The 14,371-nt window shown below is 50.0% G+C and carries 11 protein-coding genes; 1 reads left to right on the forward strand and 10 read right to left on the reverse strand.

Annotated features, from left to right (window positions below; translation table 11 throughout):
- Positions 1-3: 3 nt before the first annotated feature.
- A complete protein-coding gene (locus HQN90_RS28240; protein ID WP_173225146.1) occupies positions 4-900 on the forward strand; it encodes a DUF4097 family beta strand repeat-containing protein in 897 nt (298 codons plus the stop codon).
- Positions 901-949: 49 nt separating this feature from the next.
- Here HQN90_RS28240 and argH read toward each other — a convergent pair whose 3' ends face one another.
- The 10 genes from argH to secA form a co-directional block, all read right to left on the reverse strand.
- Complete coding sequence (argH, locus tag HQN90_RS28245; protein ID WP_173225149.1) at positions 950-2,365, reverse strand: argininosuccinate lyase; 1,416 nt, start codon at positions 2,363-2,365, stop codon at positions 950-952.
- Positions 2,366-2,437: 72 nt separating this feature from the next.
- The gene (locus tag HQN90_RS28250) at positions 2,438-3,676 is read right to left on the reverse strand and encodes an argininosuccinate synthase (protein ID WP_079415071.1); all 1,239 of its coding nucleotides are present in this window, start codon (positions 3,674-3,676) and stop codon (positions 2,438-2,440) included.
- Positions 3,677-3,719: 43 nt separating this feature from the next.
- Positions 3,720-4,679, reverse strand: coding sequence for an ornithine carbamoyltransferase (gene argF, locus HQN90_RS28255; RefSeq protein WP_173225152.1), 960 nt, complete (start codon positions 4,677-4,679; stop codon positions 3,720-3,722).
- A gap of 30 nt (positions 4,680-4,709) precedes the next feature.
- Positions 4,710-5,906, reverse strand: a complete 1,197-nt coding sequence (locus tag HQN90_RS28260) for an acetylornithine transaminase (protein WP_173225155.1) — start codon at positions 5,904-5,906, stop codon at positions 4,710-4,712.
- Positions 5,907-6,017: 111 nt separating this feature from the next.
- Positions 6,018-6,788: an acetylglutamate kinase gene (gene argB, locus HQN90_RS28265; protein ID WP_173225252.1), complete on the reverse strand. Its 771-nt coding sequence runs from the start codon at positions 6,786-6,788 to the stop codon at positions 6,018-6,020.
- Positions 6,789-6,833: 45 nt separating this feature from the next.
- Positions 6,834-8,060 carry a bifunctional glutamate N-acetyltransferase/amino-acid acetyltransferase ArgJ gene (argJ, locus tag HQN90_RS28270; RefSeq protein ID WP_173225157.1) on the reverse strand — a complete coding sequence of 409 codons (1,227 nt, stop codon included), beginning with the start codon at positions 8,058-8,060 and terminating at the stop codon, positions 6,834-6,836.
- A 30-nt stretch (positions 8,061-8,090) separates the two neighbouring features.
- On the reverse strand, positions 8,091-9,140 hold the full coding sequence (gene argC, locus HQN90_RS28275; protein WP_173225160.1) for an N-acetyl-gamma-glutamyl-phosphate reductase: 1,050 nt from the start codon (positions 9,138-9,140) through the stop codon (positions 8,091-8,093).
- 466 nt (positions 9,141-9,606) lie between these two features.
- Positions 9,607-10,476 (reverse strand): YitT family protein, encoded by an 870-nt coding sequence (locus HQN90_RS28280; RefSeq protein ID WP_420851093.1) that lies wholly within the window; start codon positions 10,474-10,476, stop codon positions 9,607-9,609.
- 111 nt (positions 10,477-10,587) lie between these two features.
- Positions 10,588-11,707 (reverse strand): peptide chain release factor 2 gene (gene prfB / locus HQN90_RS28285; protein WP_144028493.1). Its coding sequence is split into 2 segments (ribosomal slippage): positions 10,588-11,634 and positions 11,636-11,707, totalling 1,119 coding nucleotides; the frame shifts between segments, so codons are not numbered across the junction.
- Between the two features lie 68 nt (positions 11,708-11,775).
- Positions 11,776-14,295 (reverse strand): preprotein translocase subunit SecA, encoded by a 2,520-nt coding sequence (gene secA, locus HQN90_RS28290; RefSeq protein ID WP_173225163.1) that lies wholly within the window; start codon positions 14,293-14,295, stop codon positions 11,776-11,778.
- Positions 14,296-14,371: the final 76 nt, after the last annotated feature.

Raw genomic sequence — 14,371 nt, forward strand, 5'->3', positions numbered from 1 at the left:
GCCATGAAACGTGGACCTAAGTTTTTCTTGCTGATTGGTTTTGCCTGCTTGGCCATTGGGCTTATTGGAGCAGCTGTCTCTTTCAAAAGCGTCGACCTGAATGAGGGAATAGCCAACATCGATATCGAAAAGAAAATTTCCGCCGCTAACATCGATACGTTCATTCTCCAAAATGATATCTCTGGAATCACCTTTGTTCCGAGCAATTCGGATGAAATTAAAGTGCACTTGGTAGGAACAGTAGGGGAAAAGGCTGCCAAAGATTGCGTCATTGATGCAGCTACTGAAGGAGATAACGTGTGGCGGGTAAATGTTGCTACGCATAAAAAAAATCAAATTAATATTGGCATTAGTTTGTCCGAGCTAAAAAGCCTGATTGCCAGCCACGGCAAACAGCTAAAAACAGAAATCTCCCTTCCCGATAAAATGTTCAAAGCTATCACCATTTCTTCCGATACAGGAGCTATTCATCTCAAAGAAATCAAGGCGGCAAGCTTGGAAGCATCCACAGATACAGGCAATATTTCTATAGACCGTTATGAAGGAAAGCAGCTTAATCTACGAACGGATACAGGAAGCATTACCGTCGACAATGGTCAGGGCAATGTGGCTTTAAGAACAGATACCGGTAGTATTACAGCGAAATTAAACGATATCGGTGATTCCGTTTCGCTGCAATCGGACATAGGCAGCATTCGCCTTAGATTGGATCCCGCTCCGAAGAACGCAAGTTTTGATTTGAGATCGGATATAGGCAATGTTAATCTAACTATCCCAGGTGTCAATATGGAGCGCAACGAGAATAGCGGGCGTCATTCGGCCAAAGGTTCCCTCGGTGATGGCAGCAAACAAGTGAAAGTTCAAACCGATACAGGTTCCATCTCAGTAACCAACAACTAAAAATAAAGCCTTCATTCCCATCGAAGCCGATGAGTTTGAAGGCTTTTGTTTATTTGCTTTTTTCTAGAAAAGCTTGCAGCCACTCGTTGGATTGAACCAAAACTTGCTCAGCGCGAGCAATCGCTTCTGTCACTTGGTTGCTTGCTGTTCCACCAAAGACATTACGCGCATTGACCACTTGCTCCGGCTGTAAAACTTGATAAATATCCGATTCGAACAGTTCTGAGAACGTTTTGAACTCCTCGATGCTCATATCGAGCAAATATTTTTTGTTCTGGATGCAGTGCAGAACTGTTTTACCGATCACTTCGTGCGCTTGGCGGAAAGGAAGACCTTTGTTAACAAGGTAATCCGCGATATCCGTAGCGTTAGAGAAATCTTGGTTAACAGCTTGTCTCATGCGATCCGTGTTGACCTTCATCGTAGCGACCATCGGAGCGAACAATTGCAGCGCCCCTTGCAGGGTGCGAACCGTATCGAACATGCCTTCTTTGTCTTCCTGCATGTCCTTATTGTAGGCCAGCGGCAGCGACTTGAGCACGGTCATCAGACCGAACAAGTTGCCGTAGACGCGGCCGGTTTTGCCGCGGACGAGCTCCGCCACGTCCGGGTTCTTCTTCTGCGGCATGATCGAGCTGCCGGTACAGAATGCATCGTCGAGCTCGACGAACGCGAACTCGGTCGAAGACCACAGCACCATCTCCTCGCTGAAGCGAGAAAGGTGCATCATGATCATGGACGCGTTAGAGAGGAACTCCAGGATGAAATCGCGGTCGCTGACCGCATCCAGGGAGTTCTCGTACACGCGTCCGAACCCAAGCTGCTCCGCCACGAAATGGCGGTCGATCGGAAACGTCGTGCCGGCGAGCGCGCCAGCGCCAAGCGGCAAAATATCTACGCGCTTGTAGCTGTCCTGCAAGCGCTCCAAGTCGCGCTGGAACATGCTGACGTAGGCCATCAAGTGATGTGCGAAGAGGATCGGCTGCGCACGCTGTAGATGCGTATAGCCCGGAACGATCGTATCAATGTTGTTTTTGGCTTGGTCAATCAGCGCTTCCTGCAGCTTGATCAGGTGTCCGACAAACTCAACAACCCGCTTGCGCAGGTAGAGATGCATATCCGTAGCCACTTGGTCGTTGCGGCTGCGGCCCGTATGCAGCTTGCCGCCAACAGGACCAATCAGGTCGATTAGTGTTTTCTCGATATTCATATGAATATCTTCATTCTGAATCGTGTACTCAAGTTCGCCGCGGCGGATCATGCCTTGGACCTGCAGCAGACCGTCTTTGATCTTCTCTACGTCTTCAGCAGGCAAAATACCGCATTTGCCAAGCATCGTCACATGCGCCAAGCTGCCTTGAATATCTTCCTCAGCCAACTCTTTATCAAATGTTATCGATGCTGTATATTCTTCGACCAATTGGTCGGTTTGCTTCGTAAATCGTCCACCCCAAAGCTTTGACACGTTGCACTACCCCTCTCTAATGGACAGCCCAAAGGCTTTCCACAGTGGGAAAGCCCTTGAAAGACTGCGAACTTATTTCTTCGCGTTTTGCTCCACGCCGGAAGATACTTTCAAACGAAGCGCGTTCAAGCGGATGAAACCAGTTGCATCGCCTTGATCGTATGCTTTCGTCGGATCTGCTTCCATCGTTGCAATATCTGGGTTGTATAGGGATACTGGGCTTTTGACGCCAGCGCCGATTACATTGCCTTTGTATAGTTTCAAACGCACTGTACCTGAAACGTTCTTTTGGCTTTCTGCCACAAGCGCTTGGATCGCCAAACGCTCAGGCGCAAACCAGAAGCCGTTGTAAACCAGTGTCGCATATTTCGTAATCAAGGAATCACGAAGGTGCATCACATCACGGTCCATCGTGAGAGATTCCATTTTGCGGTGAGCTGTGAAGAGGATCGTACCGCCCGGAGTTTCGTACACGCCGCGGCTCTTCATGCCAACGAAACGGTTCTCAACCATGTCCACACGACCAATGCCGTGCTTGCCGCCGATTTCATTCAAGGTTTCCATCACTTGCAGCGGAGTCAATTTGGCTCCGTTGATAGCCACACAGTCGCCTTTATCGAACTCAAGCTCAATGTATTCCGCTTCATTCGGAGCGTCTTCTGGAGCTACGCTCAAGACGTACATACCTTTGTTGTCGTCATGCGCTGCATCGAACCAAGGATCTTCCAACATGCCGCTCTCGAAGGAGATGTGCAGCAGGTTGCGGTCCGTGGAATACGGCTTCGCCGCAGATGCCGTCACCGGAATGCCATGCTTCTCGGCATAGGCGATCATCTCTGCGCGGCCTGGGAACTCCTCGCGGAATTGCTCCAAACGCCAAGGCGCGATAACCGACAGCTCAGGCGCTAGCGCCGCTGCTGTAAGCTCGAAGCGCACTTGGTCGTTCCCTTTGCCGGTTGCGCCATGCGCAATCGCTGTTGCGCCTTCAGCGCGGGCGATCTCGACCATGCGCTTCGCGATCAACGGACGCGCAATGCTCGTGCCGAGCAGGTATTGCCCTTCATAGAGAGCACCCGCTTGGAACATCGGGTTGATGAAATCCTTCGCGAATTCATCGCGCAGGTCGTCGATGTAGATTTTGGATGCGCCGGTTTTGAGCGCTTTTTCTTCCAGACCGTCAAGCTCGTCTTTTTGCCCGATATCCGCTGTGAATGCAATGATTTCAGCGTCATAAGTCTCTTTTAACCATTTCAAAATTACCGATGTATCCAGTCCGCCGGAATAGGCGAGTACGATTTTTTCCTTAGCCATGTCTACTAATCTCTCCGTTTCTAATTCTGCTGATTGATAGCTATTATATCATTGTCGCGGCCATAATGGCCTTTTGCGCATGAAGACGATTCTCGGCTTGGTCAAAAATGATCGAATGCGCGCCATCAATGACGCCCTCGCTCACTTCTTCCCCACGATGGGCTGGCAAGCAGTGCATGAACAAGTAATCCTGTTTCGCATACTTCACAAGCGCTTCGTTAATTTGGAAGTTTTTAAAAGCAATCTCCCGCTCCTGCTGCTCCGCTTCAAAGCCCATGCTCGCCCATACATCTGTGTAGACGATATCGGCATTTTCGATCGCTTCGCGCGGATCACGAGTAAGCAGCACACTGCCTCCGGATAGCGCAGCATTTTCCTTGGAAATCTGGATCACTTCTTTGTCCGGGTCATACCCTTCCGGCGAAGCAATCGCGAAGTCCATACCCAATTTGCTCGCACCCATCATCAAAGAGTGAACCATATTGTTGCCGTCTCCGATGTAAGCCACTTTGATCCCTTTCAGACGTCCTTTTTTCTCCAAAACCGTTTGATAATCAGCCATAACTTGGCAAGGGTGCGCGTAATCAGTAAGCCCATTAATAACCGGGACCGTTGCTCCACGAGCCAGATCGATCACTTTACGGTGCTCGTACGTACGAATCATAATGCCATCCAGATAACGGGACAACGTCTGCGCCGTATCCCAAACCGTTTCTCCGCGTCCAAGCTGAAGATCATTTTTGCTTAAGAAAAGCGCTTGACCGCCAAGCTGGTACATCCCGACTTCAAAAGATACGCGCGTACGCGTCGATGATTTCTCAAAAATCATCCCCAACGTTTTGCCCGCTAATACAGCATGAGGCTCTCTAGCCTTCTGCTTGCGTTTCAGCTCAATGCCATAGTGAATCAAATATTCGATTTCTTCCGGTGTATAATCAACCAAAGCAAGAAAATCTTTGCCCTTCAGTTGGGCAGCCATTTCTTCTTGTAAGGTAATATTCATTTCATCCAACCTCTCTACGTTTAACTCTGTCTAAATGCTGCTGATCGTCGATGCCTTCTGGGAGAGGACATCGCACACGACATCCAGCGCTTGATCTAAATCTGCTTGCGGTATCGTCAAAGCCGGCACCAAACGAATCACATTCGGCCCTGCTGGAATAACCAATACACCTTGTTTATGAATTTCGCTGATGATCTCACCAGCTGGTTGCGTACACTCGATGCCAATTAAGAGACCAACACCGCGAATCTTCGCGATTAGCGGATTGCCCGCAAGCTTGCTTTCCAGCTTCTTCACCGTATACTCGCCTAACTCTGCTGCACGTTCAGACAATTTCTCCGAAATAATCGTGTCCAAAGCCGCATGAGCCGCCGCTGTCGCAATCGGTGTTCCGCCAAACGTCGAACCATGACTGCCTGCGCTGAAAGCTTCAGCCAAATGCGCCTTGCCCAGCATAGCTCCGATCGGGAAGCCACCGCCAAGACCTTTGGCCAATGTGAAAATGTCCGGCTCCACACCGTAATGCTCATACGCGAACAATTTACCCGTACGCCCAATGCCTGTTTGGATTTCATCTACAATCAACAGCAAATTCTCCTGTTTGCAAAGCTCAGCAATCTGCTTCACGAATTCCGGATCAGCCGGCAGAACGCCGCCTTCGCCTTGAACCATTTCAAGCATGATCGCGCAGGTTGTATCATTCACAAGACTGCGAACAGCCTCAATATCGTTATAAGGCGCATAGACGAAACCGCCTGGGAGCGGATGGAAGCCTTCCTTTACTTTATCCTGACCTGTAGCGGTCAGCGTAGCCAGCGTGCGTCCGTGGAACGACATGTTGAACGTGATAATCTCGAACCGACCATTGTTCAGCACCTTCTGGGAGTAGCGACGAGCTAACTTGATTGCCGCCTCATTCGCTTCCGCACCCGTGGAACAGAAAAATACCGCGTCCGCACAGCTGTTGTCCGTAAGCAAAGTGGCCAGCTTCTCCTGATTCGGAATATGAAAAAGATTGCTCACATGCCAAAGCTGATCCAGCTGTTCAACTAGCTTCTCTTTCACCGCTTGAGGCGCGTGTCCGAGGTTCGTCACCGCGATGCCGCTCATCAAATCGATGTACTCCTTGCCTGTGTCATCCCACAGTCGGCTGCCTTCCCCCTTCACCAATGTAATCGGATATCTGGCGTAAGTTGGAAAGAGCGAGCTTTTTCCCGTTTCTGTCATGTACATTCCCTCCTTAGTGGTTATTCCAATGCGCACTTTGTGCGTATTGATTAAGATTCTTTGGGTGATGTCTATAGATAATTGCTGCTATTTCAAAATGATTAAAACCTTCTAGCGCACAATACGCGTTCCGATTCCCGTACCTTTCAGCACTTTGCTCAGCACATTCGGCTCAGAACCATTCACGATAACAACTTCCTGCACCTTACCCTGTATACAAGCAATCGCTGCACGGACCTTAGGGATCATACCCCCGTAGATCTCACCGCTCACGATCATTTCTTCGATCTCTGCCACACTCACAACTGGAAGCACCTGCTTCTCGCCGTCTACTGTCTTCATGATGCCTGGAACGTCAGTCACAACAACCATTTGCTCGACACCAAGGTGCGAAGCGACCGCACCCGCTGCTGTATCTGCATTAATGTTGTAACGCTGTCCGCCATCTGCGCCAAGTCCAACCGGTGCGATGACCGGAATATAGCCCATATTCACGATGCCCTGAATCAACTCCGCATTGACCTTCGTCACGTCGCCGACAAGTCCAACTTCATGGCTGTTCGCCACCGGCTTCGCTTCGATCAGATGTCCATCCACACCGGACAATCCAAGTGCTGCTGCACCCGTTAATTGAATACGGCGGACGATCTCTTTGTTGATCTGACCAGATAGCACCATCTCTACAACATCCAACACCGCTTCACTCGTCACCCGCAGGCCGTTCACGAAACCGGACTCAATTCCGAGCTTCCCCAGCGTCTCCGAGATTGCAGGACCGCCGCCGTGTACGATGACAGTAACGATGCCTTCCTCCTGAAGCTGACGCATATCTTCAAAAAAGCTGGACGGTAGAGCCGCAAGCGTACTCCCGCCGCATTTCATCACAAAGCAATTGTTCTTCACAGCCGTTCGTTCCCCTTTGCTTCCTTATGTGCGGTATGCCGCATTAATGCGCACATAATCATATGTCAAATCGCAGCCCCAGCCCGTTGCCTTGCCAGTGCCCATATGCAAATTCACGTGAATTTGAATCGTGTCTGTTTTCAAATAAGCAAGCGCCGCTTCCTCGTCAAACTTCACTGGACGCGACTGCTCCAACACCGCGATATCGCCAAGGCGAATATCGACCGTGTTTACGTTCACCGGCTGACCGGAGTATCCGACTGCTGCGATGATCCGACCCCAGTTGGCGTCAGCTCCGTAAACAGCCGATTTCACCAAGCTCGACCCGATGATCGACTTGACGATCTTGCGAGCCGCCTCGTCGCTCTCCGCGCCGACTACTGTCGTCTCGATCAGCTTCGTCGCGCCTTCGCCGTCGCGCGCAATCGCTTTGGCGAGGTATTCGCCAACGTACTGGAACCCTGCCGCGAACGCTTCCCAATCCGGATGCTCCGGATTCAACGCTTCGCCGCCTGCCAGCCCGCTAGCCATCACCACGACCATGTCGTTGGTGCTTGTATCTCCGTCAACAGTGATCATGTTGAACGTGCTGTCTGTAATCCTGCCTAGCAGCTGCTGCAGGTGTACGCTTTCGATCGGCGCGTCGGTTGTCATGAAACCGAGCATGGTCGCCATGTTCGGGTGAATCATCCCCGAACCTTTCGCTGCCCCGGCAATATGTACTTCCTTGCCGCCAACCACAACACGGACACACGTCATCTTCTGCGTAAGATCCGTTGTCAGGATCGATTGGCAGAAGTCTTCGCCGCCGTCTGCCTTCACACGGCCCGGCAGCTGCTCGATGCCGCTGAGAACCTTGCCCATCGGCAGCAGCTCGCCGATGACGCCTGTGCTCGTCACGCCGACGTGATGCTCCGCCACGCCTAGCGCCTTCGCACTTGCGGCGCGCATCGCACGCGCGTCCTGCTCGCCTTGCTCGCCGGTGCACGCATTGGCGTTGCCGCTGTTGACGATCATCGCCTGCAGCTTGCCGCTATGGGCGATGCTTTCTTGCGTCACGCGCAGCGGTGCCGCTTGGAATGCGTTCAGCGTGTACACGCCCGCCGCTGCCGCAGGAACGTCACAGACGATTGCGCCCAGATCATAGCGCTCCGTCTTCTTCAAACCACAGTGCAGACCGCCTGCACGAAAGCCTTTCGGCGTCGTAACCGTGCCCTCTGGCACGACAGTAAAGCTACCTTGCTCTAGCATGTTCGTTCGTCACCTGTCCTCATCTTCTCGTTATGGATACACCGGTGCGAACAACAGCCCTGTCGTTTCGTCCCAGCCTTGCATGATATTTAAATTTTGAATGGCTTGACCTGCAGCGCCTTTCACCACATTATCAATGACCGAAACAATCGTCACACGTCCTGTACGTTCATCCACAGCAAAACCGATGTCACAGTAGTTGGAGCCGAATACTTCTTTCGTTGAAGGCAGCTTACCATTCTTGCGAATACGCACAAATTTTCTTCCTTCATAATACTGGCTGTACAACTGGGTGAAATCTTCCAGCGTATGCTCGCCATCCACAGAGGCATACATCGTAGCCATAATACCACGAGTCATCGGCACAAGGTGCGTGGTGAACGTCGTAATCACCGGCTTGCCGACAATCCGGCCGAGCGCCTGCTCGATTTCTGGAATGTGCTGATGTTTGTTCACTTTATATGCGGTTAAATTCTCATTCACTTCGGAATAGTGAACACCCAAGCTCACGCCGCGCCCAGAGCCGGACACACCGGATTTAGCATCTATAATAATCGTCGAAGGGTCGATCCAGCCCGCTGCAACAGCAGGTACCAGACCAAGCAGTGTAGCTGTCGGATAACAGCCAGGATTTGCGATCAGATCGCTCCCTTTCACTTCGTCCCCGAACACTTCGGATAGACCATAGATCGAACGAGCCAACACCTCATCGGAAGCGGCCGGTTTTTTGTACCATTTCTCATAATCCGCAGACGACTTCAATCTCAAATCTCCGGAAATATCGATGACTTTCAACCCAGCTGCCAACAATTTCGGCGAAAGTTCTGCACTCACACCTGCTGGCGTTGCCAGGAAAACAACATCTGCTTTACCTGCGATAAGGTCAACATCCAATACATCCAGCACATCCAAAACGATCTCCTGCAAATGCGGAAAATGCTCAGCAAGCGGTGCTCCCGCATTCGAAGTCGAGATAACCGAAGTAATTTGAACTAACGGATGCGCCTGCAATAGACGAATCAATTCTGCACCACCATAACCTGTGGCTCCAATAATAGCCGCTCTTACGCCATGACTCATTTGAATTTCCCCCAGACGTCCTCAAAATATATGTATTATTATACAGTCGCATACATAATAACTCAATGAATTTTTTTGTCCGTTTTTTGTCAATAAAATTGATTTACAGCAAGTCGTTTCAAGGATTTCGCGCATCTCTGCGAAGCTTCTGCAGGAACCTGTTTTTTTGAGGAAAATATACATAATATGCATCAAATTCACGTGTCCTCTGCATAAAAATGAATCATTTCAGATATATTCTCTCCTAAGCCGTTCACACTCCCTCTATTATCCCAAAACATACGCCACACAAGCAAATTTTGTATGTTCTCTGCTTCTTCTTTTTCGAAAATGTGGGTAAGTACTAGGGTTATGCACAGCTTATCCACAATTTACCCACAACTATCTCGACCAAGAGTTAAGTTATGCACAAAAAGACGCACCAATGTGCGTCTAATCTTTTTACTCACTCCATCAAAGCGAATTCTTAGGCATGTTTCTTAAAGCCTTCACCTAAGACCTCATTCGTTTCGCTCAAAATGACAAAAGCTTGCGGGTCCACGGATTGCACCAGCGTTTTCAAACGACTTACCTCATTCTGTTTCACGACGACCATCATGACCGTACGAGATTCCCCCGTGAAACCTCCGGACCCATTCAACTCTGTAAGTCCCCGATCCAAATCATATAAAATCGCTTTGCGAATAGCATCCGTATGATCTGAAATAATAAAGGCCACTTTGGCATAGTTGAATCCAAGCTGTACAATATCAATCGTTTTCGTTGTGACGAATAAACCGATCATTCCGTAAAGCGCATTCTCCGGTGTGAAAATCAAGGCTGAGCTTATGATCACTAACCCATCAAAAACCGCAACCGAAAAGCCAAGGCTTAAACCCGAATATTTATGCAGAATTTGAGCAGCCAAACCCAGTCCGCCGGTCGAACCGCGTCCACGAAAAACAATGCCTAACCCAAGCCCGACTCCCATCCCTCCATAAACTGCCGCTAATAAAGGATTATGAGTAGGTACGCCTAGATGACTTGTTAACAGTACACAAAGCGGAAAAATGACCGACCCTACGGCGGCCTTAACCCCAAACTGTCCCCCCAATAGCCAAAGGGCTAGCAAAAAAATAGGGATATTCAATGCCCATTGCGTGATGGCCGGGTTTATATTTGTTATATGCTGCACAATTGTTGAGATCCCTGAGACCCCACCCGTGGCTATCTGATTCGGATTTAAAAAGCTGTTAAAACTCGCGGCCATGATGAGCGAGCCAATAACTAATAATGTATATTCAAATACGGTATGGGAAGGACTTCCGATCCGTATCCGCGGTTCTTTTCTGGGCACGAGCGGCCCTCCTCTCACAAAAAATCCTACACCTTCTAGGTGTAGGATGATCGTCTATGGCTTCGGGTATGCGCAGCAGACCTGAGCGCAACAAGATACGCCAACTTCTGACTACACTTCACTATCCGGCTTCCGAATCTGATGACGCAGATAAGCATCAATGAACGTATCGAGATCTCCATCCATTACCGCGCCTACATTACCTGTCTCCGCCGAAGTTCTGTGATCTTTGACCATACTATAGGGATGAAACACATACGAACGAATTTGGCTTCCCCATCCAATGTCGGATTGTTCGCCGCGAATCTCAGCCAGATGCTTTAAATTCGCTTCGATCTTCTTCTCATACAGCTTGGAGCGAAGCATTTTCATCGCTTTCTCGCGGTTCTTGATCTGCGAGCGCTCTTGCTGACAGCTCACCACGACACCGGTTGGCATGTGCGTAATCCGCACGGCCGAATCCGTGGTGTTGATGTGCTGACCGCCGGCGCCGCTGGCACGATACGTATCGATTTTGAGATCCTCGGTGCGGATCTCAACCTCTGTATCGTCCTCAATCTCCGGCATGATGTCGCACGACACGAAGGACGTGTGACGCCTTCCTGAGGCATCGAACGGCGAGATGCGGACGAGCCGATGCACGCCCTTCTCCGCCTTCAAATAGCCGTAGGCGTTGAAGCCTGTGATCTGCAGCGTGACACTCTTCACGCCGGCTTCGTCGCCGGGCAAATAGTCGAGGACCTCGACTTTGTAGCCCCGCTTCTCCGCCCAGCGGCGGTACATGCGCAGCAGCATCTCCGCCCAGTCCTGCGACTCGGTGCCGCCGGCACCGGGATGCAGCTCAAGAATAGCATTCAGCCGGTCATACGGCTGATTCAAAAGCAAGCCAAGCTCGAACGTTTCGAGCTTCTTCTTAAGTGCCGCGATGCCTTCCTCAATGTCGGCTGCTAGGCCAGCATCGGCTTCCTCTTCCTCGAGCTCGACCATGACCTGCAGGTCATCGAACGCGTTCGAGAAGCCGTTGAATTCATCAACGACACTTTTGATCACGTTGAGGTCTGCGATGGTCTTCTGGGCACGTTCGTTATCGTCCCAGAAGTCCGGCGCCCCCATTTTTTCCTCAAAATCCCCGATCGCTTCCAGCTTATGATCTAAGTCAAAGAGACCCCCGTAATTCGGTTAGTCGCTTTGCTGTTTCTCTTAAGTCTTGTTTCACTTCTGGTTCCAGCATGTCTTACACCTCTTTATTCTCTTGTGCCCCTATACGCGGGTTAATTGGCTGCAGCCGGGTATTCCTGCTTAGCTGCCTTGCCCATGGCACTGTTTGAACTTCTTCCCGCTGCCGCAAGGACATGGGTCGTTGCGCCCGATACGCTGCTCTTCGTCGCGCACCAGTGGTTTCTTGCCGCCAGCTTCGTTCTTCGTATCTACCGCTTGACCCTCAGCTACCGCTTGGCGCTCCAGGTTGCTTTGAACGTGAGCTTTCATGATGTACATCGCGACTTCTTCGCGGATGTTGTCAATCATCTCTTGGAACATTTCAAAGCCTTCAAACTGGTATTCACGAAGCGGATCCGTACCGCCGTATGCACGAAGGTGGATACCTTGGCGAAGCTGATCCATGGCATCAATATGATCCATCCATTTGCTGTCTACCGCGCGAAGAGCGACAACCTTCTCGAATTCACGCATGAATTCAGCGCCGATTTCTTCTTCACGCTCATCGTATCGTTTGCTGACAAGAGCTTGAATAAATTCAATAATTTCTTCTTGCTCTTTGCCCCATAGATCTTGATCCGTAATTTGCGCATCATCATGCAGCAAATTGTTGTTCACGAAGTTAGCCACTTCTTGAACTTCCCACTCTTCCGGAATTTGTTCTTCCGGACAGTGTGCTTTCACCACGCGCTCAATCACGGAAGTAATCATACCTTCGATGACTTCACGAATATTGTCGGACTCCAGAAGCTCACGACGTTGTTTATAGATGATACCACGCTGTTGGTTCATTACATCATCGTATTGAAGAACGACTTTACGCACGTCAAAGTTGTTGCCCTCAACGCGTTTTTGAGCCGATTCCACTGCGCGGGAAATTAATTTGCTCTCGATCGGCTGATCTTCTTCCATCCCGAGGCGGTCCATCATCGCCATGATATTTTCCGCGCCAAAGCGTTTCATCAATTCATCCTCTAGAGAGAGGTAGAACTGGGAAGAACCAGGGTCACCTTGACGGCCTGCGCGTCCACGCAGCTGGTTGTCGATCCGTCTGCTTTCATGACGTTCTGTACCTATAATATGCAGTCCACCTGCGTCATGTACGCCTTCGCCAAGCACAATGTCCGTACCGCGGCCCGCCATGTTCGTCGCAATCGTCACAGAGCCCGGTTGTCCTGCGCGTGCTACGATTTCAGCTTCCTCCGCATGATACTTCGCATTCAATACTTTGTGCTGAACACCTTTCTTTTTGAGCATGTCCGATAAGACCTCGGAATTCTCAATTGAAACGGTACCGACAAGAACCGGTTGATTCAGCTTATGGCGCTCTACGATTTGCTCAACAACAGCTCTGAATTTACCCATTTCCGACTTGTACACCACATCCGGCATATCCTTACGAATCATCGGACGGTTCGTCGGAACTATGATAACTTCAAGACCATAAATCTTCTTGAGCTCTTCCTCTTCCGTCTTCGCTGTACCTGTCATACCCGCAAGCTTGCGGTACATCCGGAAATAGTTCTGGAAGGTAATCGTCGCCAGCGTCATGCTCTCATTCTGAACTTGCAGCTGCTCTTTGGCTTCAATCGCCTGGTGCAGCCCATCGCTATAACGACGACCTGTCATAATACGGCCAGTAAATTCATCAACAATCATCACTTCGTCATCTTGCACCACGTAATCCACATCGCGTTTCATAATGAAACGTGCTTTAAGCCCTTGTGTCACATGATGATTAATATTCACATTCTGATGATCGAATAAGTTCTCAATGCCGAATGCACGCTCCGATTTAGCTACCCCTTCTTCAGTAAGAGCTACGGAACGCACTTTAATATCTATTGTGTAATCTTCTTCTGCTTTCAACGTGCTCACAAAACGGTCTGCCGCGTAATACAAGTCTGTTGACTTCGCAGCTTGTCCCGAAATAATCAACGGCGTTCTCGCCTCATCGACTAGGATGGAATCCACCTCATCGATAACCGCAAAATAAAGCGGCCGCTGTACCATTTGCTCTTTGTAAAGCACCATGTTGTCACGCAGGTAATCGAAGCCATATTCGTTATTCGTTCCATACGTAATATCACAAGCATAAGCCGCTTGCTTTTGCTCATGGGACAAGTCATGCAGATTTACCCCAACCGTCAAGCCGAGGAACTCATAAATCTGACCCATTTCACCGCTATCCCGCTGTGCCAAATAGTCATTGACCGTAACTACGTGTACGCCTTTGCCCAGCAAAGCATTCAAATAAACAGGGAGCGTTCCAACGAGCGTCTTCCCTTCCCCTGTTCTCATCTCCGCGATACGGCCTTCATGCAGCACCATACCCCCGATGAGCTGAACGTCATAATGACGTTTACCTAGAACGCGCAAGCCCGCTTCTCTAACGACAGCAAAAGCTTCAGGCAGCAAATCATCCAGTTCCTCGCCTTTTTCCAAACGATTTCTGAACTCAACCGTCTTGCCTCTTAACTCCTCATCGGATAGCGGCTTAATAGTAGCCTCAAGCTCATTGATGTAATCAACAGCTTTAAGCATCCGTTTAATTTCCCGTTCATTGGAATCACCAAAAATTTTCTTTACTAGTCCTAGCATCGGTGAACCCCTTTCTATTGCATTCGTATCCTTAAATTGTAACACTTTTGACAGCCTTGTCGCAACAAACGCTCAG

The organism is Paenibacillus alba, from assembly GCF_013204855.1.
Taxonomy (GTDB): Bacteria; Bacillota; Bacilli; order Paenibacillales; family NBRC-103111; genus Paenibacillus_E; species Paenibacillus_E alba.

Coding starts and splice junctions, on each gene's coding strand:
- secA (WP_173225163.1), bottom strand. CDS start 14,295: ATGCTAGGACTAGTAAAGAAAATTTTTGGTGATTCCAATGAACGGGAA.
- HQN90_RS28260 (WP_173225155.1), bottom strand. CDS start 5,906: ATGACAGAAACGGGAAAAAGCTCGCTCTTTCCAACTTACGCCAGATAT.
- argF (WP_173225152.1), bottom strand. CDS start 4,679: ATGAATATTACCTTACAAGAAGAAATGGCTGCCCAACTGAAGGGCAAA.
- argC (WP_173225160.1), bottom strand. CDS start 9,140: ATGAGTCATGGCGTAAGAGCGGCTATTATTGGAGCCACAGGTTATGGT.
- argJ (WP_173225157.1), bottom strand. CDS start 8,060: ATGCTAGAGCAAGGTAGCTTTACTGTCGTGCCAGAGGGCACGGTTACG.
- HQN90_RS28250 (WP_079415071.1), bottom strand. CDS start 3,676: ATGGCTAAGGAAAAAATCGTACTCGCCTATTCCGGCGGACTGGATACA.
- HQN90_RS28240 (WP_173225146.1), top strand. CDS start 4: ATGAAACGTGGACCTAAGTTTTTCTTGCTGATTGGTTTTGCCTGCTTG.
- argB (WP_173225252.1), bottom strand. CDS start 6,788: ATGAAATGCGGCGGGAGTACGCTTGCGGCTCTACCGTCCAGCTTTTTT.